This window comes from Prochlorococcus sp. MIT2309 (genome assembly GCF_059772305.1).
Genome location: NZ_CM186282.1, coordinates 156287 through 182821, shown reverse-complemented (window position 1 = coordinate 182821; position 26535 = coordinate 156287). Strand labels below are relative to the sequence as shown.

The following is a 26535-nucleotide window of genomic DNA, read 5'->3' as shown; positions in this document are numbered from 1 at the left end:
TTTTATGAATTCTTAATGATTCTATTCAGTAATAGAAATCTTCATTAAGAATAAAGATAGATTCAGTGCTTTTTATTCAAAACGGGTTGATTACATAGATTTGGATCTTCATTTTTTTGAAGAAGTGATAATCTTTGTTTTACTATTAAGCAAAGGTTAGTTATGTCATATCCCAAATGCGGAGAGGAAAAATCACTTAATCGTCCAAGTCCTTCTCCATAAAGTATTGTTGCACCTTTAAAATTTCCATTTTCAAGATGAAGTTGAGCAACAGCTATTTGCAAAATACCTTGAAGAGTTTTTCTCTCAGGTCCGATAGTTTCGTGCCATAATTCTTCGAATAAATCATGAGCTGGATACCATTTATTAGAATTAAACAGATCAACAGCCTCAATAAATCTTTTGTCTTGAGTAATTAAGTTAGTATCTGAAATTGAAAATTCACTCATTTCTTGGAAGATTTGCGATTTTTAAGTTTTCTGAGTCTTATTGATTCTGGAGTGACTTCAAGCATCTCATCAGATCCAATGTATTCCAAAGCCCTCTCCAATGTCATCTCAATTGGGGATTGAAGAGTATCAAGTTCTTCAGCGCCTGCTGACCTCATATTGGTCAATTGTTTTGTCTTGCAAATATTTATCTCTAGATCTTGAGGTCGATTATTTTCACCAATAATCATGCCTCGATAAACTCTTACTCCAGGTTTTATGAAAAATTGTCCACGATCTTCAGCATTTTTCAAAGAGTAAAAAGTAGAAACACCCTCCTCAAATGCAATCAAAACTCCATTTCTTCGAGAATCAAAATCACCCATCATCTTTCGATATTCGAAAAATGAATGACTCATTATGCCCTCACCTCTTGTTGCTCTAACAAACTCACCCCGAAAACCTATTAGTCCTCTTGATGGAATAATAAATTCTAATTGAGTCCGCCCATCTGCACCAGTCTCCATATTTTGCATTTCGCCTCTTCTAGAACCAAGTTTTTCAATACATGCTCCAATGGATTCAGCCGGAGCATCAATTACAAGTGTCTCTACAGGTTCACAAAGTATCTCATCAATTGTTCTAAAAATTACCTGTGGTTGAGTTACTTGAAATTCATAACCTTCTCTTCTCATTGTTTCAATCAAAATACCTAAATGAAGTTCACCTCTTCCGCTAACAGAGAACCGATCAGGAGAGTCAGTTTCCTCAACTCTGAGGGCGACATTTGTAAGAAGCTCTTTGAATAATCGATCTCTCAATTGTCTGCTAGTTACGAACTTTCCCTCTTGCCCAGCAAATGGGGAATCATTCACTACGAATGTCATTTGCAAAGTTGGCTCGTCAACTTTGATCAGAGGCAAAGCCTTTGGTTCATCAGGACACGCAATTGTCTCACCTATATTGATTTCATTAAAACCAGCTACCGCAACCAGATCCCCTGCAACTGCCTGACTTATCTCAATTCTTTGAAGTCCTTGAAATCCTAATAATTTACTAATTCTTCCCTTTTTTACAACTCCATCTTCTTTAATTAGGCAGGCATTTTGGCCATTTTTAATAATTCCATTATGAACTCTACCTATGACTATTCTTCCCAGAAAATCAGAGTAATCAAGGGTGGTAACTTGAAGTTGAAGAGGTTTATTTTGATCGCCAACAGGGGGGGGGACATGTCTGAGAATAGCCTCAAAGAGAGGTTTCATATTTTGACTTTCCTCAACCATTTCATTTTTTGCAAAACCTCCTAAACCACTTCCAAACAAATAAGGAAAATCACATTGATCATCATCTGCACCAAGCTCAAGGAAAAGATCAAGGACCTTGTCTAAGGCTGTCTCAGGTGAGACCCTTGCTCTATCTATTTTATTTACAAAAACAATTGGCCTCAACCCTTGTTCAAGGGCTTTCTTGAGCACAAACCTTGTTTGAGGCATTGGCCCCTCATTTGCATCAACAATAAGTAAACATCCATCAACCATCCCCAAAACACGTTCAACCTCACCACCAAAGTCAGCATGACCAGGGGTGTCGACTATATTGACTCGGGTATCTTTGTAATTAACAGCAGTATTTTTGGAAAGTATAGTAATACCTCTCTCTCTCTCTAGATCATTTGAATCCATTACACAGGTTGGGACAGATTCATTTTCACGAAATATCCCAGACTGAGAAAGTAGTGCGTCCACAAGGGTTGTTTTGCCATGATCTACATGAGCAACAATTGCGATATTTCTGATTGATTGAGTTTGTAAACTCATTTTTATGGATGACTTAAAGAAAAAAGTTACGAGACAAGGTTTTAAAGGCTATCTCAGCGAGTGCACTTTTAGATAATGTTGACCTTTAGAATTCAGTGCTTGATTAGTAAAATTATTTTAAAACAAGTTTAAAATTCAATCTTAATAAGATTATTTGATAAACATACGCACTCTGTTGGTGGGTTCAAACTGCTTGAGTGCTTCAACTGTTCCCTCGTATCTCCAGTGCCAAGGTTCATAACTAACATTTTGATGATTATTTCTTGGAAAAGACATCACAAAATGATACCTAGCAGCATTCTTTTTTAGCCATTTAAATGCTGGCGTTTGCTCAAAAGAAGGCTCAAAATCAGTTTCACGATAGTTTCTATCCCCGATATCAACAGCAAAGCCTGTACTGTGCTCTGAATAGCCTGGCGGGGCTGAAACCCTTGCTCTTTCAAGAGCAATCTGATTCCTAGCAGATTTATTTTCATAAAAAATTTGCTCTTGCAATTTTATTGAACGAAAACCACTTAAAAACACCAATTCAACCCCCTCTATTAAGGCAGCATCTCTCATCTCCATGAGAGCTTTAAAGGTATCTTTCTGAAGCTTGAAACCTGGATAAAGCTCAACCAATTGAGATTGATCTATCTCTGGATATTTGAAATGTCCTAGTAGTTGCTCTTTTTCATTGTTGCTTGATGAACCATCTATCGAATTTTTTTGAGTAATAGATGTTGGTGAAATAAAACCTAAAAGTAAGACTGTTACTGAAATACTAATAAATACTGAAGATATGACAATTAGCCTAAAACGATCGAAGCGATACCTTCCTGGAGTAACAGTCCTGTATGCAAGCGGGATTTCGGGGTCCTTATCGAATCGAGCTTTCACGCCTTAAGACAAAAATAATATTAATCAGATGTTTCGATCGTAACGACCTTGGCAACTCATTACGTACTTACACTTATTTCGATGTAGGTTTTTAAATATAAATACAAAGTTCAATCACTAAAAATGTTGCGAGTAGCAGTTATTGGTGGCGGTCCCAGCGGATCATGCGCGGCAGAAATTCTTGCTAAAGCAGGCATTCAAACATGGTTATTTGAGAGAAAACTGGATAATGCCAAGCCCTGTGGTGGCGCTATCCCCCTATGCATGGTCTCGGAATTTGACCTTCCTGAATCGATTATTGATAGAAAAGTAAGGAATATGAGAATGATCTCACCATCAAATCGAGAAGTTGATATCAGACTTGACAAAATTTACGGAGAAAGTGACAAGGAATATATTGGAATGTGCAGAAGAGAGGTTATGGATGCCTTCATGAGAAACAGAGCATCCGAACTGGGCGCAAACCTAGTTAACGGTCTTGTCAATCACATTGATACAGGCAAGAACAAGCAAGGTCCATACACACTTACTTATTCTGATTATTCCGATAAAGATGCAAGTGGATCAACAAAAACTCTTGAGGTTGATCTTCTTATTGGAGCTGATGGTGCGACAAGTCGCGTAGCAAAAGCAATGGATGCAGGTGATTACAACTACGCCGTAGCCATTCAGGAGCGAATAAAGTTACCCCCTGAGGAAATGAAATATTATGAGGACAGAGCTGAGATGTATGTCGGAACCGATGTCTCACCAGATTTTTATGGTTGGGTATTCCCTAAATTTGACCATGTAGCCGCAGGTACCGGCACTATGAAAGTAAATGGAAGTTTAATCAAAAGCCTTCAAGCAGGAGTCAGAGAAAGAGCTAAAAAGAGATTGGTTAATGGAGAAGTTATAAAAATTGAAGCACATCCAATCCCGGAACATCCACGCCCTCGAAGAGTCGTTGGAAAAATGGCTCTTGTGGGAGATGCCGCCGGTTATGTAACCAAAAGTTCAGGAGAAGGTATTTACTTTGCAGCCAAAAGTGGCAGGATGTGTGCTGAGCAAATAGTCGAATCAAGTAATGGCGGCAAAATCATTCCTAGTGAGAAAGATCTAAAAAAATATTTAAAAAAATGGGATAAAAAATATGGAGCTACATATAAAGTTCTAGACATTCTTCAGCGTATATTTTACACAAGCGATTCAGCTAGAGAAGCATTTGTAGAAATGTGCGATGATATGGATGTACAAAGAATGACCTTTGATAGTTATCTTTATAAAACCGTTGTTGCAATGAAACCTCTTCAACAACTTAAACTGACATTTTTAACTATTGGATCAGTTCTAAGGGGGGGTGCTTTGGCCCCCAAGACATACAAACCTGTACCAAGTGCCGTAAGAGAAGAAAAAGAAGTAAATGCAATGCTAGCTGCCAGTTCATCTAATAAAGAAAAAGCGCTAAAATAGAAATTTAGTCAAGACTAATATTTAATATAATTATTGTTTGCTTTTATTGTTTAATTCTGAGAAATCTGCCAATAATAAGGCATAGTTACTTATAAGTCTAAGTAAGTTTAATCGGTTATTCCTTAGATCTAAATTATTGCTCATTACCATAACGCTATTTTCACCATCAAAAAATTCGGCCAGGTATTCTGTACTTGATACTAATAATTTTGCGAGTTTTTCATAACGACTTGCTGATTCATCTATACAAATTGGCTCTAATAATTTTATTAAATTAAACAAATTTATTTCACATTTATTTTGGAGAAGACTTTCATCAATAGATCTTTCAGAATACATCTCATCTTCTGATAAAGTACTTTTCTCAGCAAGTTTTGACGCTCTATTAACTACAAAATTTAATTTAGATAGTTCACCTTTTTTTCGCATATCTGAAAGTAAATCTATCCTTAAAATAATATCTGCTGGATCAGCTAAAAGTTTTTGGACTGGTATATTTTTTCCTGCAACACTTTGAATTAAATCCATTTCAATTCCTTTGTCCTCAAGATAACTAATAATTCTCAATCTAAAAAAAACAGAAAATTCTTGCAGAAGAAAATCTGGTTTAATATTTAATTTAGGTAGAATGTGATGCCAATATTCGATGGCCTCTTTAAGAAATTGGTTAAGGTCAACTTTCCATTTCAGAGTGAGCAAAATTTGAAAGATTCCATTACCAGCTCTCCTTAATGCATATGGGTCAGAGGAACCTGAAGGTCTTTCACCTTTTGCAAATATTGAAAGGAGTAATTCAAATCTCTCGGCTAGTGCAATCAATGCCCCCGTGTCAGTTTGAGGAATAGAGTCTGATGAACCTCTTGGCATATACTGTTCAGCTACCCCTTCAGCTACGGCTCTATCTTCACCTTGTAAAAGTAAATACTTAGCACCCATAACTCCCTGAAGTTCGGGAAATTCTCCAACAATTTGACTAACTAGATCATGCTTACAGAAAAAGGCAGCTCTCAATGAATGTTTTTCATCTAATTTAGGTCCAGATATCTTTTTCAATAACAGTGAAGTAATCCATTCTATTCTCTTTACACGATCATATAGTGATCCCAAACCATCAGTAAAGGCTACTTGCTTCAATTTTTCATTTCTACTTTCAGAACTAACCTCAGTATCCGCTTTAATAAAAAAACATGCGTCAGATAGTCTTGCCTTCAATACTCGTTCATTGCCAATTTGTATAATCTCCTTTGAATTCTCTAATCCATTACTTATACAAAGAAACGAAGGCAATAATGAATTCCTTGAATCAAGTATCAAGGGGTCTTTCTGAGATTTCTCTTCAAATGAAAGGGGAACATATCTTTGATGTTTCTTCATTACATTTGTTAGCACTTCAGGAGGAAGCTCCAAAAAAGATTTATCAAAATTGCCTTTTATTAAAAATGGCGCTTCAACAAGGTCAGTTAATTCATCTAAGAGAACCTCATCAAGTTCTGGAATTGCTTTTAAATTTGAAGATGTTTGTAAAATTAAGTTTTTAATAAATATTTTTCTGTTCTCTCTATTAACTTGAACGCCAGCTTTTTCTAAAGTTTCGAAATAAGTTGATGCTGAATCTACCTTAATATTAGGCTGGTAAAGACGATGTCCTTTGCTTTCATTACCAGAACGAATTTGAGGTTGGCAATCAGTTATTTGAATAGGAATCAATACATCATTTAAAAGGCATACTATCCACCTAATTGGACGTGAAAATTTTCTACGGCCATTTCCCCATCTCATAAATCTCCTTCCTTGAATACTGGAAATCCAATCAGGAACCAAAGATGCCAGTAATTCTTCAGCAGATTTTCCCCTAGTGGTAAGAGGATAGAAAAGGAAATCCCCCTTAGAGGTTGTCTTTATCTCCAGATCTCCAACCTCTACTCCACAACTCTTTGCAAAACCCAAAGCAGCCTTAGTGGGTTCTCCATTTTGAAAAGCCTGGGCGGATCTAGGTCCTTTTCGTTCTTGGACAAAATCTCTCGCATTGCCAGAAAGGCTCTCTATGGAAATGACTATCCTTCTGGGAGTACTGAAACAGGCAATTTCACCATGATCAATGCGCTGATCATCAAGATCAGTTTTTACCCTTAAAGAAAGACTTTTTAGTACAGAGTTAGAGAAATCCGCAGGAAGTTCTTCGGTGCCGATTTCAAGTAAGAAATTATTCATACATTAATAGATTTACCAAAATCTCTATTTGTTGATAACTAACCTAATTAATGACTGTAATTTTAGCTACGCTAGGTTAGGAAAAATAAGACACCGTGACCAAAGGAGAGAGTGAGTTAAAAAAAAATAGAGCCTCAAGAATTGTCCCTTGCATTGCCAACAGCTCTGAGAGGGTAAAATTTGAGCAGTTTAAAGCTGACAGCCAATATTTATTAGAGCCCCTTTTAACGGAATTAAAAAATGATTCAGATCATTTTACTAATGATGCTGTCCAGCTTTTAAAATTTCACGGGAGCTATCAACAAGACAATAGAGAAACAAAAGGTAAAGACTGGCAAATGATGTTAAGGCTTAGATGCCCTGGTGGAAAGATAAGTCCCTCATTATTTCTTGCCCTAGATGATTTATCCAATCGTCTTGGGAATGGCACTCTTCGAGTTACTACAAGACAAGCATTTCAAATGCACGGAATTCGTAAAGAAAAACTTGAGGAGGTCATAAGCACGATTATCAAGTCAATGGGGTCAACACTTGCTGCTTGCGGGGACATAAACAGAAATGTTATGGCGCCTGCCGCGCCGTATACAACTGGATCATATCCAGCTGTCAGAGAACTTGCTAACGATATTGCAGACGTCTTAAGTCCAACCAAAGCAGAGACAACTTATTTAGAACTATGGGCAGACGGAGATTTGACTTACAAAATCAAACCTTCAAAATCAGTACAAAAAGCTCGTAAGAAGCAATTCGCAAATGGTGTATTTAGCGGTGATAGTAATGAACCACTTTATGGCACAACATACATGCCTAGAAAATTCAAATGTGCAGTAACTGCTCCAGGAGATAATTCAGTCGATCTTCTCACACACGATATTGGACTAGTCGCATTTACTGAAACCAATGGAAAACTTAAAGGGTGTAATGTTTATGTAGGTGGAGGTATGGGCAGGACACATAATCTAGAAGAGACATTTGCAAGGACTGCTGATCCTCTAGGTTACATAGATGGAAGTAACATCCTTGAATTAGTTCAAGCAATACTTGCCCTACAAAGAGATTACGGTAATCGAAAAACTAGGCGTCTTGCTCGCATGAAATATGTGTTGAACGATATGGGCATTGATTGGTTCATCAATGAATTGCGAAGCAAATATTTCTTTAAACCTATTAAACCACTCAAATCAGAACCAGAATGGACATTAGAAGACTATTTAGGATGGCACAAGCAGTCCAAAAACATGTGGTTTGTTGGCCTACCTCTATTATCAGGAAGACTGAAGGATGACCTGAAGATTGGTTTAAAAAATCTTATCAAAAAGTTCCAATTAGAAATTCGGTTGACACCTAATCAAGATATTTTACTTTGCAATATTGGCACATATCAGAAGACGAGCGTCATAGAAGCTCTTAAAAAAATGGGAATTATTAACCCAAGCAAACCCCCATCACTGACAAGACACGCTCTAGCATGTCCTGCACTACCTCTTTGCGGTTTAGCGCTAACTGAGGCAGAAAGGACATTACCAACAATTCTTGAGAGAATTGACATTCAATTAAAAAAACTATCCATTAAAAAGCCTATTTTGATCAGAATGACAGGATGTCCCAACGGTTGTGCTAGGCCTTACATGGCAGAATTGGCTCTTGTAGGTAGTGGTAAAAATCTATATCAATTATGGTTAGGTGGTAGCAATAATTTAAAAAGACTTGCAAAACCTTTCCTTCAGCGAATGAACATAGATGATCTAGAAACAACACTAGAGCCCCTTCTTCTCAATTGGAAACAATCAGATGATGATTATTTCGGGGACCACATTATAAGTCTTGGTGATCAAAAAACACTTGAATTACTAACTCCGTCGTAGTTACCATAAATAGCTTTTTGAATTCCTTTTTTCCACGCCCATAATTGGTCGCCGTAGCTGAAATGCCACCATTCGTTTGGATGTTGAACGAATCCTGAAAGATCCATAATTTCGAACAAAAGCTTTCTACGATTGGCATAGACTAATCCCATTTTTCCTTTGATATTTTCATTATTGGAGTAATACCCCGGGCTTGAAATCTCGCCAAGTTGATCGATTTCGCCTCCCATATCTAATGGAATACCATCTTGATCAGCAAGCGTAATATCAAGAGCAGCCCCAGTACTGTGTGGAGGTGGCATTTGAGGGTTTTTACTTGGCGGGGCCCAAAATTTTTGCACCTCTAAAACTACACCTCTTAATTGACTTTCATAGTCAGTGTTTTTTTCAGATATCCCTTTTAATCGAAGTTGATGTTCAATAGTATGTTTAATCATAAATTCTTGCACTGAGATTGGCCTCCAAGCATCAAACATCGCAATTCTCAGCCTTGGTGCTCTTGTTGCGAGATGATTTTGAGATCGAGTAAGTCTATTAATAACGTCTATTCTTAATTGCCATGGGTTACAACCCTTGCCATATGGTGCACCTAGAGAAAGATATGGATGAGGCATAAGTCGATTAATCTCGATTGGGACGGAGATCATCGATTCACGACATTCACATACTTCTACTTTGTACCAATCTCTCATAGGAAATTATTAATTTAAATGAACTTGATTGAAGAACTTATCATAATTTTCATGAAGCCATTCTTTGAGCCTAAGATGAGAATCAAGAGTTGGATCATGATCAATAATTTTTTCAGCTTGTTGACGAGCTATTTCAAGTACATCTGCATCATTAATTAAATTAGCCAATGCGAAATCAGGCAATCCAGATTGCTTAGTACCTAATACTTGTCCTGGACCTCTTAATTTCAAATCAATTTCCGCAATTTCAAAACCGTCATTTGATTTTGATAAAACCTCTAATCTTGCTTTACCGCTATTTCTATTGTCGTCACAAACCAAGAAGCAATTTGATCTGGCAGATCCACGCCCAACACGACCTCTTAACTGATGAAGTTGGGACAAACCAAACCTATCGGCATTATCAATCACCATAACAGTTGCATTTGAGACATCAACACCTACTTCAATGACAGTTGTAGAAACAAGAATATCAAATTTTTTTTCTATAAATTCTTGTATAACCCTTTGCTTTGAGGCTCCAGCCATCTTTCCAAATAATAAACCTACTTTTAAGTTAGGAAAAATATCCTCAGATAATTCCTTGTGAACCTTAATCGCAGAGCGAAGTTCAAGCTTTTCAGATTCATCTACTAGTGGTAAAACAAAATAAGCTTGTCTTCCTTTTGCGATCTCGTCTCTAATAACTGAATATACTTTATTAATTTGAGCCCTCTCAAAAACACGAGTTTTTACAGGTGTTCGACCTGGAGGAAGTTCATTTATTTGACTGACATCTAAGTCACCATGTATTGACAAAGCAAGCGTTCTAGGTATAGGTGTAGCTGTCATTGTAAGAAGATGGGGTTGCAATCCCTTGTTTAAAAGTAAGTTTCTCTGCCTTACTCCAAATCGATGTTGTTCATCGACAACAACAAGACCTAATCTGTTGAAAGATACAGGGTCCTCTATTAGTGCGTGCGTGCCAACCAATATATTTAAATTTCCAGTTGCAAGATTATCTAAGATATCTCGTCGTCTAGATTTACGCGTAGAGCCAGTAAGTAGCTCTACATTCACATGAAGAGGTATTAGCCATTGACATAAGTTCCTATAATGTTGCTCTGCTAGAACCTCAGTTGGCGCCATGAGAGCACCTTGCCACCCAGCCTCGACTGCATACAATAATGATGCTATTGCAACAACAGTTTTACCACTTCCAACATCTCCTTGAAGTAATCTTGCCATTGGCTCGTTCTTCTTGAGATCATCGTGAATCTCAGTCAATACTGTTCTTTGCGAAATTGTTAAAGAAAAAGGTAAAGACTTAAAAAAAACCCCTACCAGACCATTCTGAGTAGTTGATATTTCAAGTTTAGGCGCGGAGTCTTTCTTAAACTTTAACCTTCTCAGTAACAATGATAATTGGAAAGAAAAGAATTCATCAAATACCAATCTCCTTTTTGCACGTTGAAGCGTCTTCTTATCATCAGGAAAATGTATGTCACAGAGAGCTTTACTCTTTGAGGGTAGATCAATTTCTTTTAAAATATTTTCTGGAACAGGATCCTGCCAGTGATTGACAAGCGGTAAAACTGACTTAACAAAACCTCTAAATTTCTCAGCTGAAAGCCCTTCACATAATGAATATATAGAAATTAAGCGCCCAATTGAAGTTGATTTTACTTGAGAATTAGAATGATCTAAAATTTCTAAAAGAGGATCATTAAAACTCCTTCCATATTTTCCATCTTTTACAAGTCCACTTACAGCAACTTTAGAGCCCACAGGGTAAAGTCGCTCTTGCCCCTTTAAAAAAGACCTTGAACTAAACCGACGTCCCGCATAAAATTTGGTAACTTTGATACGGCCACTTTTATCTTGCAATTGTAATTCTAATATTGACAAATTTGGATTTCTTGGGCTAGTAAAAGACGAACATCTTCTAATTGTCGCAACTATAGTAGACGTCTCACCAGGTATAAGTTCATTTATACGCTTTAAAGATGAGTAATCTACATAGTCTCTTGGATAATACGTAACAAGATCTTTTACTAAAAGAAGTCCAAGGCCAAGCAGTTTCTCTCCAAGTTTAGCGCCTATCCCAGGAACCTCAACAAGTGGACTCATAAGTGAAATCGATCCAGGTAGGTTAGATGAGTAGTTATTAATAGTTGAGCTTCTTTTTAAAAAAGGTTTACTCTCTTGTTCAGGATTAACAAACTCAGTAGAAAGCTGATGAAGATATCGTCGTAGATCAATAACCAATCTACGTTTTAAGGATTCTGATTTTTCAGAATAACTCCTAAATTTCATTGAAAAATCATCTAGGCGATTTTTATCAGTTCCTGTCAAAAATTCTGGATAAAGTTGAAGTTGTCTTTCTACAAATTGATTAAAAAATTCATTTCTTCCTTGAATATTTTTAAAATCTGTCTCTGCTTCCAATGATAATGACGTTTTTAATGGTCTAGCCCAATGTTGAAAAGCCCTTACCCTATCTATAGTCAGGGCTTCTTTGTTGTATTGATTTGGTTGCTTTTTAGAGGTTTTTCGAGCCATTGTTGACTGATTTCATTTGCCAGTGATTTATTAGTCCAATGGCGATATTGTCTCACCATTTTGAGCAAAGTGCTTCTTCTATTTTTTAAGGATAAACGACATTCCCTTAGGGAGTAATGATCAAATTCAAGCTCAGAAGGTCTAATAAATACACAAACCACTTCAATACCCTCTTCAATATAAGCTCCATTTAAAGGTACGCTAATCCTTAAAAGATTTGATGGAGCATCTTGTGTATTTATTTGACCACTAATTACAGCGTCGAGAAGCGATAAGGGCATTATGTTATTAATCAAACCAACTGATAATAATTCAACATTAATTGAGTTAGAGAGATTTCTTAATTCTCTGATTAACCCCATATCAATAGAGGTCAGCCAATTAAATAAATCGAGCGGATTGTCTGGAACACAATCACTTCCCTGAACCTGATTTGTTTCATTAGATATATTTTCGGAGGTTATATCTTTAGATAAAATTCTTTCATTAGTGATATCGGAGTTATTATTCAAGGAAAAATTACTATTAAGTCTATTTGATGAGATTTTAAAAAAATTCTTAATAGCTTTTAAAGCTTTGTCTTGTGAACTTCGCAAAACTTTTCTTGAACTTTGATCCGTCTGGGTTTTTGATGTATTGATTGTCTTTTTTTTATCAAAATAATCAGACTTAAGGTTTAGGCTTTTTGAAAATGGTTCTTGCGGGCTAAAGAACCTTCTCGACAATATTTTGGAATCCTCAAGAGGAGAATCACTGCAAATTCTTATTGATTGATTATCAACTCCTGGAGGGATATTATTGTCTTCTTTTAATATTTCCAAGTCATTAATTAATTTCTTCTGACTTTGTTTAATTTTAAGATTTTTTTCTTTTTCAATATCATCGGAAATATCAATCAAATTTTTAATATTAATCCTTGATATTGATTTATTTACAAGTATATCTATTTTTTCTAAGCATACTTTTTTATCTCCTAAAGAAGAAATTTCAATATTTTGTCTATCCATATCTGTTATTAGATTGAATACAGCTTGTCTCACATCGGCTTGCAAATAGGATCTTATTAATTCCAAATATTTTTCTTGAGTTTCATATAGTTTTGGAGTAATGCGTTGACATTGCAACTTTAATAAATCAAGTTGCTTAATAGGATCAAATCTTGATTTATTTTCCTTGTTGACTATCAATTTGAATTTTCAGTAATAGAAGCAACCTCAGTTGCAAAATCAACTTCTTCAAGATCTATTCCTTCCCCGAGAGTGTATCGAGTGAAGCGACGAACCTGAATATTCTCACCTATTTGGCCAGCCACTTCTTTAACAAGCTGGCCAACTGTAGTGGAACTATCCTTGATATAAGGCTGATCAAGAAGCGCTAATTCTTTAAGTCTTTTAGATATTCTTCCTTCAACAATCTTTTCTTTTATTTGATCAGGTTTACCAGCCAAATCATCTCTTCCCAATTCAATATTTTTCTCTTTATTTGATATATCCTTTGGAATTTCCTCTACAGAAACATACTCAACATTTGGACAAGCAGCTATTTGCATAGCGAGATCTCTTAGTAAGGATTGGAATTTATCTCCTCTGGCCACAAAGTCTGTTTCACAATTCAATTCTAAAAGCACTCCAACACGAGCCCCTGTGTGAATGTAGCTACCAATTGCACCTTCAGCAGCCACACGGCCAGATTTTTTTTCAGCACTTGCTATGCCCTTTTGTCTTAACCACTCAATAGCTTTTTGAACATCGCCAGAGGTTTCAGAGAGAGCTTTCTTACAGTCCATCATTCCTGCACCAGTCTTTTCTCTAAGGTCTTTGACAAGCTTCGCGGTTATAGCCATTGTTTTAAAATCGAAGAAAAGTGAAAACCAAGTGAATTATTATAGGTAATCACTTGGTAAAAAAGTTAATAAGATTGAAAATTATCTTCTGTTACCCTCAGAGCCCCTATTATCATTTGAACCATGGCGGCCTTCATTAATTGCGTCAGCTAATCTTCCAAGTATTAATTGAACTGACCTAACAGCATCATCATTGCAGGGTATAGGCACTTCGCATAAATCAGGATCACAATTTGTATCGAGCATTGATATGAGAGGAATATCAAGTTTTCTTGCTTCTAAAACAGCATTCGTCTCCCTTCTTTGATCAACCAAAACAACAACATCTGGCAATCTTTTCATGTTTTTAAGGCCACCAAGATATTTCTGAAGTCGCTCTAATTCTCTCCTAAGAACAGCTCCTTCTTTTTTCGGCCTCATGGCAATTGCGCCACTAGATTCCATTCTCTCAAGATCTTTTAATCGATCTATACGAGCTTTCATTGTCGTCCAGTTTGTCAACATTCCTCCAAGCCATCTTTGATTTACGTAGGAGGCCCCGCACCTGTTTGCCTCTTGAGCTATTACCTCAGAGGCTTGTTTTTTGGTCCCAACAAAAAGAAATCTCTTTCCTCCTTTTGCCGCAGATCTGGTCCATTTATAAGCAGAGTTCATGCAAACTGCCGTTTTTACAAGATCAATAATGTGAACTCCATTTCGAGCACAGTAAATATACCGAGACATTTTGGGGTTCCATCTTCTGGTTTGGTGTCCGAAATGAGCACCAGCCTCCATCATCTCTGAGAGAGTTACAACAGCCATAATAAAAAAGATCTCAAGTTAGCCTCCACCTGACAAAAGTCATTGAATACAATTCAATAACCTACCTGAGAAGGTCAAGTGTGTGTTTTTTGTTTACCAGAGTAATTTATCAAAAAATTTGCTCAATTTAGCCTCATTAATGTCGCTTCTCTATATATTTGCCGAACACCAATAAGATTCAAAGGTAATCTCAAAATCTGCATAGCAAGGCCCGATTGCCCCTTTCTTATGAGAAAAGCCAGAATAGGTCTAAGATTTTTCTCATTAAGAAATCCGCCTAAAGTGAGAAACTCCCAAATCAATCTGTGAAAAATCGTATATTGAATAATAAATCTAACTCTCAAAGTTGGGTGCTTTTTATAAAAAACCAAAGCCATTTTTGCTCTTTCCCTCTCAACTCTTACAAGGTTGGGGATTTTTTCTAATGTCAAAGCAGGATGCCAATGGTAACCAACTGCTTTGGGACATTTAATAAGCTTGACACCCATCTTTCGCAGCCTTTCCCCCAATTCCAGATCCTCCCAACCATAAAGATTAAAAGAATTATCAAAAAGGCCCGATTTCTCGAGTACTTTTTTGTCAATAGCGACATTTCCCGTAGCAAAATAAGCCCAAGACAAATCACTTAATTTGTGGGGTTCAGAGGATGGATTCTCAAAATTTGAAGTATTGATAACGGAACCATAAGTAAAGCAGAGCTTACCTTTATTTAGTCTCCACTCTGAGATCAAACACCTTACGTGTGAAATAAGAAATTTCCTTGTAACAACTAGATCGCTGTCTATGAAAATAATAAGATCTCCCTGGCTGGAGCGAACTCCTTTATTACGAGCCTCCGCAGGGCCACAATGTTCTTGCTCGATGAGTCTTACGTGAGGGAAAATTTTCGCCTCGTTCTTTAACCATGCTTGAGTTCCATCAGTCGAACCATCATCGATAACCATTATCTCAAAATTCTCAATCTCAGGAATAATCTCTTGAGATTCGAGTGCCATTAGGCATTTTTCAAGAATTGGTCTTCGATTGTAGGTAGGTATAACAATACTTATAAACATGGAATGCCTTGAAAAAGTAATTGCATTTTATTTTTGAATGCATTGAGGACTTTTAATCAGCAGCTCCACCATTATTTGCTGTGCCCGTAACACCATTGCCTGCACCTTCACCTCTTCCATCATTACGAAGCTTACGCTTTTTGAATTTCCTTGCATAGGCACGATTTCTCTCTTGTTTTTCTTTTTTTAAGTTTCTTCTTTTAGCCATTTTGAAGTACCTCTGAATTTGTCTTTGACTAATTTACTCAATTGAGGAGATTAATTTACCATCTTCCATTTTTAAAAGGCGATCTGCAATATCAAGAATCCTTGGATCATGCGTCACCATTAAAACTGAGCAGGACTGCTCGAGTGCCAACTTTTTGAGTAAATCCACAATTTCGCGTCCAGTAACGCTATCAAGTGCCGATGTTGGTTCATCTGCAAGCAATAGTTTCGGCTTTGCTGCTAGGGCTCGAGCAATTGCCACGCGTTGTTTTTGTCCACCTGAAAGATCGTGAGGTAATTTACTCATTTCATTCTCAAGCCCGACTGCTCTTAGCCACTCACGAGCTTGATCTCTTCGGGCTTTATATGAAAATCCATTCAATAAATCTGCTCCCATTTGTACATTCTGCTCGGCGGTAAGACATCGAAGAAGATTATGCCCTTGAAAAATCATTCCTATTTTTCTTCGGATTTTTTGCCTTGTATTTCTTGAAGAATTAAATAATTGATTACCAAAAACCTTTATGCCTCCCTTTTCAATTTTTCTTAAAGCGCCTATTAAAGTCAACAAGGTGGTTTTTCCACATCCTGATGGGCCTGTTAAAAGAACAACTTCTCCGGGTGCTATTTCCATTGAAATAGATTCAAGTACCTGTCTTCTCATGTTCCCACTGCCATACCAATGTGAGAGTTCATTAATTTTTACTGTTGAGGAATTGGAATTTTCGAAATAATTTTTGTTCATGGTTGATAAGAATTAACTAAAAGATCTCTGCAGGATCAGCATCAGACAAACGTCGCATCGCAATAAGAGCTGAACCCATACACATAACTAATATCAAATTGAAAACAAGTGTTGCTCTCTCAAACGTCATTACAACAGGTAATTTAGTGGAATTTCTAACCAGTAAGTAAAGTATTTGACCAGAAAAATAAGCTGGAAGATACCCCATCAAAGTCAATAGAATTCCTTCTCTTGCAACTACCCCTAAAAGTGTTTTCAGTGGGTATCCCATAGCCATGAGGGTTGCATACTCTGCGAGGTGATCACTCACGTCACTGTAGAGAATCTGATAAACAATCACACAACCGACGACAAACCCCATTGCCGCTCCGAGAGAAAAAATAAAACCAATCGAGGTGCTATTTCTCCAATAACCTTTTTCGAATTCAATAAATTCTTGCAACGTTAAAACCTTGACGTCACTGGGAAGACTCATTTGGATTGATTTTGCAACCTGATCAGAGTTTGATCCAGGTTTTAATCTAACTAGACCAATTTCAATACTGCCTGCAGGAATACTGGGCAATAATTTTAAAAATGTCTCACGACTAGTGATTAAGTTGCCATCTGCCCCAAAAGAGGGGCCCAAACTAACAAGTCCTGTGACACGAACCCTTTTTCCTGCAACCTCGGTTTCAACAACTTTTCCTTCACGAAACCATTCAGGAATCGGCCCAAATTCATCTCTAGAAAGTTCATCAAATAAAACTCTGCCTGGATTAGTAAGCGTCTTTGCCTTGGATGTAAATCCAGAGTCAGTTAAAAGGGGATCAGTCGGCTCGAATCCAAGAGCTAATATTGATCTAGTCTGAAGCGTCTGGGGATTTCTCCAAAGCACAAATGTCCAATTCACTGGAGTGGTCCCTACTACGTCCTTATGAGCCATTGCTTGAATAAGCCTTCTCCGTGGAAATCCACTCATACTTATTGAACTTTTGGATCTTGGACTAATCAAAACAACATCGGCATCGAATAATTTATGAACAGTAACGCTCGTATCAAAAAGACCATCTCTAAAACCAAGCTGCATAAACATCAATATCCCTGCGAAACAAATACCAGCTATGGCAACAAACAATCTTAGTGGTTGTCTAGTTAACAACAACCAAGCTAGAGGTATACGTCTTTTGGTCCAAAAAGTATATTTCAAAGTGGATCAAATCTTGCTATGACTTTAATCCCAGTAAGCCGACTTACAGAATCAGCGGATGTATCTGAGAGTTTTACCAAAACTTCAATGACTCTTGCATCAGCGTCCCCAGTGGGATCAGTAGATAAAATATTCCTTTGTCTAACTTGGGGGCTGATTCTTAAAACGGTTCCACTAAGGATAGATTCAAAACCACCATTTTCGCTTATCATAGAAACCTTTTGTCCCAACCTAATTCTGGATATGTCCGATTCATAGACCTCAATTAGAGCTTGCATTCGTTGACTTGCCCCCACCTCAAGGACTCCATCTACACCAGATCTTTCACCAACTCTTGTATGAATACGTAGAACGGTACCATCAATCGGACTTTTAAGCTCGCTATCGTATAAATCGGATTTAAGTCCTAGTATTTGAGCTTCAGTCTCAGCAAATTTTCCTCTGAGAATAATTAGATCTTCTTTTTTTTGGTCAAGCAAAATTTTGGAGGTTGCCCCTTCTAAAGACGTTTTTTCATAACGGGAAATTTCCTTTATTTTCATAGATATTTCCATTTTCAAAGTTTCTAAACGTGCTCGACTAGCGGCTAAATCTGAATTAATTTTTGGTTGATTGTCAAAAACTGCAAGAAGTTGTCCTTTTTGTATTTTGTCTCCTTCTTCAACAAAAAGTTTTGATATCCTTGGAGTCCCTCCAAATCCACTTACAGGAGCTGCAAGTTTTCTAATTTCTCCTTGAGGGGATAATTTCCCAAGTGCAGCTACCGCTTCAACACGTTGTATTTCTTCAATAGGTTTTTGAATATTTTGGTTTACCTGACGACCACATCCTGTAATGCCGCTGCAAAGAAAAATACCCGCGCAGGTTATAAAAAAAGATTTACGGAAGATTAATTGTTTTTTAGTGGCGGACATTCGAACAGGATTACATCGATGTACCTATCTGCCCATTGAGGACTAAACATTTTGGCAAGAACATTTTTAGTTTTGTCATTTCGCTTCTGTTGATAACAATAACATTCTTGAAATTCATATCTTCTTATAGTTTTCTTTGAATTATAAGAATCTGGCTCTATTTTCGTGGAATAAGTCATAAGTGATTTTATAAAGATTTCTGTGATTTTCTGAAATTTTTTTTCCTCTGTCTTTGACTCAGGCCTGATAAAACAAACCCTATCGGAAAATATTGTTCCCCATTCAGGAAGTTTCTTGGGAGACTTAAATTCATTGAAACCTAAATTACAGATTTCTCTCTCAATTTCAGGAGGTAGAGATTTATCTACTGGAGATAAATCAACGATAGCTGCCGATATACCTGTTGGTAGAGCAATCAAATCCACCCCAAAAATGGGAAGATCATATCTTGGGTCAGGAAAAAATACACAATGCAATATCTGGAGAGTGGACTCAATGAGCGCAAGCTCAAGATGTAGTTTTCTAAACCCCTTGGCTTTATGAAGTTCGTTAACTATTAAAAGATCATTTCCATCAACTTTTTTATAGATATTCTTAAATTCAGGATTCAGATCTAACAAAATTAAATCTTGAAAACTTTTTCTAGAGACTCTAATGAGATTAGCTGTCTCCTCTATGAGTGGATGAAGACCTTTCCCATTGATTAAAGAAGAGAGCAGCACAATTAAGATAATGAATAGACTGAGCTTTTTGAGGTCAACTGATTAATTTAATCCAAGCGCCAAAACTTGAAATTGTGACTTTCCGAGAAAGTTATTCTGGTGTTATGGCAGAAATGCCAAATGCAACGTTGACTTGCATTGATTTTTGGATTAAGGCTGGGAGTGTGAATGAATCCCCTGAGGAAGAGGGAATTGCCCATTTCCTTGAACATATGGTTTTCAAGGGTAGTAAAAATCTAGAGGAAGGTGATTTTGACAGGGAAATTGAGGAGCTTGGTGGCAGTAGTAATGCGGCCACAGGTTTTGATGATGTTCATTTTCATGTTTTAGTTCCTCCTGAAAATTCGGAAAAGGCTCTTGATCTCCTTTTCAATCTAGTTCTAACTCCAGCATTTGAATCAAATGCTTTTGAAACCGAGCGAGAGGTAGTACTTGAGGAAATAGCTCAATACAATGATCAACCTGATGAAAAAATCTTTCAACAGCTTCTTGAAATGAGTTGGCTAGGCCACCAATATGGAAAACCAATTCTTGGTTCTAAAAAAAGTCTTAACAAACTCTCCCCAAAAAAAATGAGGATTTTTCATGATCATCTGTACAACAAAAACAATATTGCGTTATCAATTGCAGGAAAAATCCCCAAAAGACTTAATAACTCACTTCTGAGATCGGTCCTTGTTGATGAGAGTAAAAATAGCGTTGGATCGTCAAACGATAACAAATCATTAGTATTCCAAAAGCAAAGAAAAGAAATACGTGTTGAGAGGATAGAGGCCTGTAGATTATTAATGGCATGGCCAATACCACCAGCAACAGAGCAAAAAAATGTCATTGGATACGATATAGCTACAACTTTGCTCGCAGAAGGGCGAAGAAGTCTACTGATACATCACTTAAGAGAAGATCTGCAGATAGTTGACTCTATTGATATGGATATTACTTGTCTTGAACAAGGTGGAATTGCAATTCTTGAAGCAAACTGTTCAGAAGATAAACTGAATTTAGTAGAAAAAGAAATCTATAAAATCTTGAAGCAAATAATTAATAAACCATTAAATGAAAAAGACTTTAAAAGAGCTCAAAAAATTGTTAAGAACAGCCTTTGTTTTGGATTAGAGATCCCTACAAATGTAGCCTCAATAACTGGTTCACAATTACTGTGGGGCAGGCACCAATCTTTATTAAAACCCCTGAAGGATATAGATTATTGGGAGCCTGAGACATTGATAAATTTAATTTTGTCAGAATTACAACCAGATAAATGTTCTGTTCTAATTGCAAAACCAAAGTAAATGCAAATTTACCCATTCAAGCCACTCCTACAGCAATTGGATTCGACAAGCGTCGTGGCAACTAAAATTTGGATTCATGGAGGGAGTAAGTTAGACCCAACTAATCAAAGGGGGATACATCAACTGCTAGGTTCCTGTATGAGTAGGGGATGTGGGCCATATGACTATCTTAAACTTGGTGATCTTGTGGAAGGATGTGGAGCAGGAATACACTGCGATACCTACGAAGATGGGATGCTAGTAAGCCTGAAATGTTTAGAAACAGATTTTGAAAAACTACTCCCAGTGCTTGCTTGGATGATTTCAGATCCACACCTTGATTCTGAGCAAATAAAAATTGAGAGAGAGCTTACACTCCAAGCATTAAAAAGACAAAAAGAGAATCCATTTTATGTAGCCTATGATGGCTGGAGAGAGTTGGCTTTTGGCCAAGGAGGCTATGGTCATGACCCCCTTGGTGAAATTCAAGATCTAAGTAATTTAAGAAAGCAGGATATAGATTCATTGGCAAATTCATTACCAAGTCGAATCAAAGCATTAGTAATATCCGGATCTTTTTCAAAAGATTCAATAGACAATATTTTAATAAATGAGCCATTTATCTCCTTGTTCAACAGTAAAAAAAATTTATCTTTTGGGATAACTCAAAATAAGGACATCTCCCAAAAAGCATCTTTTGAAAGAGGTTTACATCTAAATTTTGAAAAAACTTCTCAAGTTATAATTATGTTAGGTAATACAACTATTGGTCACAATGATAAGGACGCATTATCACTCCAACTTTTAAGTTGTTATCTAGGCTCAGGTATGTCCAGTAAATTATTTGTTGAGTTAAGAGAGAAACATGGTGTTGCATATGAGGTAGGTGTATATCACCCAACAAGAGAATCTAATGCACCTTTTGTCATTCACGTTTCTACCACTGAACAAAAAGCAAGTTTTGTACTTAAGCTATTAAATGAAATTATAGAGACAATTAAAAATACATCATTAACTGACAGAGAGTTAATCCGAGCTAAGACGAAATACAAGAGTCAGATCGCTCACTCTACACAAACAGTTTCACAAAAAGCTGAAAGAAAAGCACAATTATTAGGACTAGATTTGCCGCATGATTACGATTTTACAAATATTGAAAAAGTGGAAGCTATAAATCAAAAAGATCTAATCAAGGCAGCAAACAAATACCTTGCGAATCCTCTACTCAGCTTATGTGGTCCCAGAGTTACCTTAGAAAAACTCTCACAAGAATGGGATTACTAATCTAATCTTTATTTTCAACGGCGACTGAAAGTTTTTCTATTGGAATCAAAAAAGTTCCTCGTCTGAACTTAACCTCGACAGTATCAACTCCTTTTAGTGCTACGACCATTCCAGCCTCCTCTACAGAAACGAGATCTGGTGGCCTTAACATTGGCATTGGATCACTTGTCTTCAAAAAAGGTAGTGGAGAGTTTAAAAAAACCTTAGTACCAACATTGATATTCATAAACTTAAATAAAATGAAAGTCTTTAAAGGGGAAGATTTTTATTATCTAACATTTTAGAAAAGTCTGCATTATGAGCCTTTCAAAAACTTTTAAAGTCATATAACCATCCACTAGCATAACGCCCATAACTATCGCAATATAGTTTGTGACGTGGAATTTTCCGTGCAAAAACTTAGCATCCTCAGTTGCGCAGTTGCCGGATTATTGATCATTTTATTAGGAACCTTTATTTCAGGCGCAATCTATTTACCCAGTCTCAGTTCATTCCTAAGTTTAATCGATTTAAAAAGTACCTTTCAAGTGCCTTCAGTATTAATGTGCTCAATTGTTTTTGGTCCCGAGGCTGCACTAATATCGGTAATAGCATATATAACAATCGGTCTATTTTACCTTCCAATCTTTCATGGAGGGGGAAGTATAGGTTACTTACTATCTCCATCATTTGGATATGTTATTGGTTTTATTCCTGCTGTATTTATTTGTGGTTCTTTCACGAAGTCTCCAAAAACCAACAAATTTATAACTAATTTCCTTGGAGCAACACTTGGTCTAGCTGCCGTTCATATGGTCGGTATATTTTTCTTAATTTTAGCTTTATTGACCTCAGTAATAGATTTAAACAATTTCTATGGACTTATACTTAATAATAGCCTATTACCAATCACCCACCAATTGCTCATTGTTCCTGCTATTGCAATAATGAGTATAGCTCTCAAAAAAATACTTTTCATAAAATGAAGTTTTTTTTCAGAAGACCAATTAATATTTTTTTGATCTCAATATTGATAGCCTTTATTGATCAATGTTCAAAATACTGGGCCATAGTAAATAGTACTAGCTTAAGCAATAAAATATTGTTTACAAAATTATTGAAGTTTCAATTGACTCGGAATAGCGGAGCAGCCTTCAGTATTTTTGAGGGGAACGCATTAATACTTGGTATAATAAGTTTGCTTGTCTCAATAACAGTAGTATATTTATTATTTTCTTTAAAAGAATTCACTTTTTGGAATAGCTGGGCTTTTATATTTTTTCTTGGTGGTACTATCGGAAATTGTATTGACAGATTCAGACTAGGTTATGTTATTGATTTTATGCAACTTATACCCATAAATTTTCCAATATTTAATTTTGCAGATCTTTCTATAAATATTGGCCTAATTTTCTTTGTTTATGGAAGTTTTTCCAATAATTCAAAAAAAAGCATTATGTAAATAAATTATATTTAACATGAAAATCCTACCAAAACCTAAATTTCATTAGCTCATGAAAAGGAAAACAATTTTAATAGCTTGTTTAATTCTCACACCTTTAATCCTTATAATTAGTGGTATAATAGGTGCTTTATTGAGATTAATTAATTTACAAGCAATAGTAATTACAATTTTAATTTTGATTTTTTTTATAAGGAAAACAAAATCAAAACTTCTTAAAAAAATTCTGAGATTTTTTTATTACAATAATAACAATAGATATTTATATACTAAGCAATTAGGTTCAAAGAAAGAGGCCGCCCAAAAAAGTCTCGGTAGCATCCAAAAATTAATTGATCAAATTCAATATGATGTTGCTTCTAGAGGTCTGAGACAAGAAAAAGAAAGAGTTGAGAAGGAATTTTCTCGTGGAGATTTAGAGGTGGTTGTTTTCGGAACGGGCTCAAGTGGTAAAACATCATTAATAAGGGCGCTATTAAAAAAAATTGTCGGTAATGTAGGCCCATCAATGGGTTCTACAACTGGACATAATTCATATCGTTTACTACTAAAAGGTTTACCTAGAGCTATTCAAATATTTGATACACCGGGAATATTGGAAAGTGGAGAAAAGGGAAATCAAAGACAAAAAGAATCAATTTTGAAAGCAAGTCGTTCAGATCTAATTATTGTTGTCGTTGATGCCGACTTGAGAGAGACTGAATTCAACATAATTCAAGACCTCATTAAAACTGGAAAAAGAATTATTCTAGTCCTCAATAAAAAAGACCTACTAGGAATTGAAGAAGAGAAAAAGTTACTAACAAAACTCAGAAGCAGGATGATTAATTTAATTGATCCTGAGAATATTATTGCCACAACAGCATCACCACAAACAATTCCTCAACCAGGGGCATATCCAATTCAACCTCCTCCTCAAATTGAGTTATTAATAACAAGACTTGCAAATATTCTCTATAAGGAGGGAGAAGAACTAATGGCTGAAAATATTCTCATGCAATGCAGAAATCTAAGTGAGTATGGAAGAGATATACTTAATGCACAACGTAAAAAACATTCGATAAAGACTATCGATAAATACACATGGCTAAGTAGTGGAGTTGTTGCTATTACACCTCTACCAGGATCTGAATATTTAGGAACAGCCGCAGTCAATGCTCAAATGGTTATGGAGATAGGGAATGCCTATGGAATCAAACTAACAAAACAAAGGGCGAAAGATCTAGCTTTATCAGTAGCAAAAACTCTTGCGGGATTAGGAGTTGTACAAGGAGGGATGAATATTATCGGGGCAACCATGTCAACAAGTATCCCCGGAATAATAATCAGCAAAACAATTCAAGGCATCACCGCAGGGTGGTTAACAAGAGTTGCTGGTTACAGCTTTATTACCTTTTTTCAACAAAACCAGGATTGGGGAGATGGAGGTATACAAGAAGTCGTATTACTTCAATATGATTTAAATAAAAAAGAAGAAAGTTTAAGAAGGTTTGTAAAAGAAACTTTCAAAAGAATTACAGAGCTTCAAACTCAGAAAAAACAACGAGAGTTGCCACCTCGTCAAATGCTTCAGGAGGAGGAGGAATCATCTGACCTCTAAAATCCAGAGCGGCTATTAAAAGTAGGTAAACTAATCCTATCAGTATTGATAGAACAGCTGTTGTTAAGGCTATGATTTTTTTTCTTGTTGAATTGTCAGACATATATTTTATTTAATGGAATTATTCAAGAGCCTTGACAAAGAATCTAGGTGTTTATCTGTTGTATATGGATTACCTAGAACAATCTTAAGATAACAACGATTCTGATATGTCGGTTTAGATAGCATGAAATTATTCTTCAAGAGATTTTCTCTTGTTTTCATTGCCCAAATCTCACTAGCCTCAATGTCATAATGCTTTGGAGTCAACGCAATTAAATGGAGTGGGCCGCTGATTATATCGAAATTATCTAAATTAAGTAGACTATATAAATACTTACGCCTCCTTAATGAATTATCAAGAAGTTTTTGAATCCCTGATTGTCCCAATTGTCTTAGCCCTAACCATAGCTTGAGGACATCTGCAGGTCGAGTTCCTTGTAAGCATATTTCTCCTCCATTGAAATTATCACCATCCATAGATTCAAGATATGGCATTTGTGTTGCAAATGTCTTAAGAAGATCTTCTCTGCTCTTTACAAGTAGTAAGGAGGAAGTCTTTGCTACACCCAAGAGTTTTTGGGGGTTGATCGAGATGGAGTCAGCTTTAGATATTCCTGACAAAAGAGAACGAGTACTTTCTGACAAAGCAAAAACTCCTCCGATTGCGCCATCAACATGAAACCAAAGTTCTCTCTCTTTACAAAAATTAGATAAATCATCCAAATTATCTATTGCACCTCGAATAGTAGTACCGGCTGTAGCTACCAGAGCAAAACATTTACGTCCATTTTTTTTAATCATTTTCATTTCACTCTGAAGGCAATCGATGGATATTTCTCCTCTATCGTTGGTTGGAACTTTATGCAAAGCTTCCTTAGGCAACCCCATTATTGTTAAAGCCTTTGCAAGTGAAACATGTGCATCAGCGCTGGCAAGAATACTAACTTTTGAATCATTACTCATATCAGCCTTCCCTCTGGCAATGACAAGCGCCATTAAATTACTGATTGTTCCACCACTTGCCATTACACCCCCACTGTTCTGGGAAAGACCAATCTTCCTTGCCATCCAGCAACAAAGATCTTTTTCTAATTTTGAGAGACTTGGAGAGAGTTCATACGCCAACAAGTTGTTGTTAAGTCCCGCACTGATCAAGTCTGCAATTATTGAAGAGGAGATTGCTGGTGGATCAAGATGTGCGAGGGCTCCAGGATGATAAGGCCTATAGGCTCCATCCATAACAAATTCAAGGTCCCTGAGTAGTTCATTTCTATTAAGTCCTTTATCTCTTGGAGCAATCTCTGTAAAATTCCGAGCATCTGGTAGAGGTGAAGAATTGCTCGTAGAAGCAAGCCAGTCGCACAATTTATCTGTCGCCTCCTCTAAAAAAGATTTCAACTCTCTATCGAGTTGATCTGTAGAAGGGAAAAGATCCAATGTAAAGGTGAACTATGGTTTGGTTTGAGTTATTCTTAAAAATTTAAATCCTCACAACCCCAAGAAGGGCTTATTTGATCATTTGATCAGATTCAA

At 36.4% G+C, this 26535-nt stretch carries 24 protein-coding genes; 7 read left to right on the top strand and 17 right to left on the bottom strand.

Going from position 1 to position 26535, the window contains the following annotated elements:
* Positions 1–62: 62 nt before the first annotated feature.
* From AC6EJA_RS00945 to AC6EJA_RS00935, 3 genes are all read right to left on the bottom strand, one after another.
* A complete protein-coding gene (locus tag AC6EJA_RS00945; RefSeq protein WP_498502661.1) occupies positions 63–449 on the bottom strand; it encodes a DUF309 domain-containing protein in 387 nt (128 codons plus the stop codon).
* Positions 446–2248, bottom strand: a complete 1803-nt coding sequence (typA, locus tag AC6EJA_RS00940; protein WP_498502660.1) for a translational GTPase TypA — start codon at positions 2246–2248, stop codon at positions 446–448. The genes AC6EJA_RS00945 and typA overlap by 4 nt, the downstream gene beginning before the upstream one ends.
* A gap of 150 nt (positions 2249–2398) precedes the next feature.
* Entirely contained in the window at positions 2399–3127 is a 729-nt protein-coding gene (locus AC6EJA_RS00935; protein ID WP_498502659.1) for a M15 family metallopeptidase, read from the bottom strand.
* 123 nt (positions 3128–3250) lie between these two features.
* On the opposite strand from AC6EJA_RS00935, the gene chlP reads away from it, so the two are divergent.
* Complete coding sequence (gene chlP, locus AC6EJA_RS00930) at positions 3251–4579, top strand: geranylgeranyl reductase (protein WP_498502658.1); 1329 nt, start codon at positions 3251–3253, stop codon at positions 4577–4579.
* A gap of 30 nt (positions 4580–4609) precedes the next feature.
* Here chlP and glyS read toward each other — a convergent pair whose 3' ends face one another.
* Positions 4610–6790, bottom strand: a complete 2181-nt coding sequence (gene glyS, locus AC6EJA_RS00925; protein WP_498502657.1) for a glycine--tRNA ligase subunit beta — start codon at positions 6788–6790, stop codon at positions 4610–4612.
* 95 nt (positions 6791–6885) lie between these two features.
* On the opposite strand from glyS, the gene AC6EJA_RS00920 reads away from it, so the two are divergent.
* Positions 6886–8655, top strand: a complete 1770-nt coding sequence (locus AC6EJA_RS00920; RefSeq protein WP_498502656.1) for an NADPH-dependent assimilatory sulfite reductase hemoprotein subunit — start codon at positions 6886–6888, stop codon at positions 8653–8655.
* On the opposite strand, the gene AC6EJA_RS00915 is transcribed toward AC6EJA_RS00920, so the two are convergent.
* The 11 genes from AC6EJA_RS00915 to AC6EJA_RS00865 form a co-directional block, all read right to left on the bottom strand.
* Positions 8622–9347 (bottom strand): M15 family metallopeptidase, encoded by a 726-nt coding sequence (locus AC6EJA_RS00915; protein ID WP_498502655.1) that lies wholly within the window; start codon positions 9345–9347, stop codon positions 8622–8624. The genes AC6EJA_RS00920 and AC6EJA_RS00915 overlap by 34 nt on opposite strands.
* Positions 9348–9356: 9 nt before the next feature.
* Positions 9357–11888, bottom strand: coding sequence for an ATP-dependent DNA helicase RecG (recG, locus tag AC6EJA_RS00910; protein ID WP_498502654.1), 2532 nt, complete (start codon positions 11886–11888; stop codon positions 9357–9359).
* Positions 11834–13075, bottom strand: coding sequence for a hypothetical protein (locus tag AC6EJA_RS00905; RefSeq protein ID WP_498502653.1), 1242 nt, complete (start codon positions 13073–13075; stop codon positions 11834–11836). Before AC6EJA_RS00905 ends, recG begins: the two co-directional genes overlap by 55 nt.
* Positions 13072–13731 carry a translation elongation factor Ts gene (gene tsf / locus AC6EJA_RS00900; RefSeq protein WP_498502652.1) on the bottom strand — a complete coding sequence of 220 codons (660 nt, stop codon included), beginning with the start codon at positions 13729–13731 and terminating at the stop codon, positions 13072–13074. Before tsf ends, AC6EJA_RS00905 begins: the two co-directional genes overlap by 4 nt.
* A gap of 81 nt (positions 13732–13812) precedes the next feature.
* On the bottom strand, positions 13813–14532 hold the full coding sequence (gene rpsB / locus AC6EJA_RS00895) for a 30S ribosomal protein S2 (protein ID WP_498502651.1): 720 nt from the start codon (positions 14530–14532) through the stop codon (positions 13813–13815).
* A 122-nt stretch (positions 14533–14654) separates the two neighbouring features.
* Positions 14655–15587: a glycosyltransferase family 2 protein gene (locus AC6EJA_RS00890; RefSeq protein ID WP_498502650.1), complete on the bottom strand. Its 933-nt coding sequence runs from the start codon at positions 15585–15587 to the stop codon at positions 14655–14657.
* Between the two features lie 52 nt (positions 15588–15639).
* Positions 15640–15795, bottom strand: a complete 156-nt coding sequence (locus AC6EJA_RS00885) for an Asl3888 family RNA-binding protein (protein WP_006171625.1) — start codon at positions 15793–15795, stop codon at positions 15640–15642.
* Positions 15796–15828: 33 nt separating this feature from the next.
* Entirely contained in the window at positions 15829–16539 is a 711-nt protein-coding gene (locus AC6EJA_RS00880) for a DevA family ABC transporter ATP-binding protein (protein WP_498502649.1), read from the bottom strand.
* Between the two features lie 16 nt (positions 16540–16555).
* Positions 16556–17728 (bottom strand): ABC transporter permease DevC, encoded by a 1173-nt coding sequence (devC, locus tag AC6EJA_RS00875; RefSeq protein ID WP_498502648.1) that lies wholly within the window; start codon positions 17726–17728, stop codon positions 16556–16558.
* Positions 17725–18642, bottom strand: coding sequence for a lipid ABC transporter permease (locus AC6EJA_RS00870; protein ID WP_498502647.1), 918 nt, complete (start codon positions 18640–18642; stop codon positions 17725–17727). The genes devC and AC6EJA_RS00870 overlap by 4 nt, the downstream gene beginning before the upstream one ends.
* Positions 18618–19364: a phycocyanobilin:ferredoxin oxidoreductase gene (locus tag AC6EJA_RS00865; RefSeq protein ID WP_498502646.1), complete on the bottom strand. Its 747-nt coding sequence runs from the start codon at positions 19362–19364 to the stop codon at positions 18618–18620. The genes AC6EJA_RS00870 and AC6EJA_RS00865 overlap by 25 nt, the downstream gene beginning before the upstream one ends.
* Positions 19365–19438: 74 nt before the next feature.
* On the opposite strand from AC6EJA_RS00865, the gene AC6EJA_RS00860 reads away from it, so the two are divergent.
* The gene (locus AC6EJA_RS00860; protein ID WP_498502645.1) at positions 19439–20656 is read left to right on the top strand and encodes a M16 family metallopeptidase; all 1218 of its coding nucleotides are present in this window, start codon (positions 19439–19441) and stop codon (positions 20654–20656) included.
* 54 nt (positions 20657–20710) lie between these two features.
* Positions 20711–21919: a M16 family metallopeptidase gene (locus AC6EJA_RS00855; RefSeq protein ID WP_498502644.1), complete on the top strand. Its 1209-nt coding sequence runs from the start codon at positions 20711–20713 to the stop codon at positions 21917–21919.
* Position 21920: 1 nt separating this feature from the next.
* Here AC6EJA_RS00855 and AC6EJA_RS00850 read toward each other — a convergent pair whose 3' ends face one another.
* Positions 21921–22145 (bottom strand): NAD(P)H dehydrogenase assembly family protein, encoded by a 225-nt coding sequence (locus AC6EJA_RS00850; RefSeq protein ID WP_498502643.1) that lies wholly within the window; start codon positions 22143–22145, stop codon positions 21921–21923.
* Positions 22146–22308: 163 nt separating this feature from the next.
* Here AC6EJA_RS00850 and AC6EJA_RS00845 point away from each other — a divergent pair, with 163 nt between their 5' ends.
* From AC6EJA_RS00845 to AC6EJA_RS00835, 3 genes are read left to right on the top strand one after another with little or no spacing between them, the layout of a single operon-like run.
* Complete coding sequence (locus AC6EJA_RS00845; protein WP_498502642.1) at positions 22309–22884, top strand: biotin transporter BioY; 576 nt, start codon at positions 22309–22311, stop codon at positions 22882–22884.
* Complete coding sequence (gene lspA, locus AC6EJA_RS00840; RefSeq protein ID WP_498502641.1) at positions 22881–23360, top strand: signal peptidase II; 480 nt, start codon at positions 22881–22883, stop codon at positions 23358–23360. The genes AC6EJA_RS00845 and lspA overlap by 4 nt, the downstream gene beginning before the upstream one ends.
* A 52-nt stretch (positions 23361–23412) precedes the next feature.
* Complete coding sequence (locus AC6EJA_RS00835; RefSeq protein WP_498502640.1) at positions 23413–24960, top strand: YcjF family protein; 1548 nt, start codon at positions 23413–23415, stop codon at positions 24958–24960.
* Between the two features lie 108 nt (positions 24961–25068).
* On the opposite strand, the gene AC6EJA_RS00830 is transcribed toward AC6EJA_RS00835, so the two are convergent.
* Positions 25069–26439, bottom strand: coding sequence for a pyridoxal phosphate-dependent decarboxylase family protein (locus AC6EJA_RS00830; RefSeq protein ID WP_498502639.1), 1371 nt, complete (start codon positions 26437–26439; stop codon positions 25069–25071).
* Positions 26440–26535 lie beyond the last annotated feature (96 nt).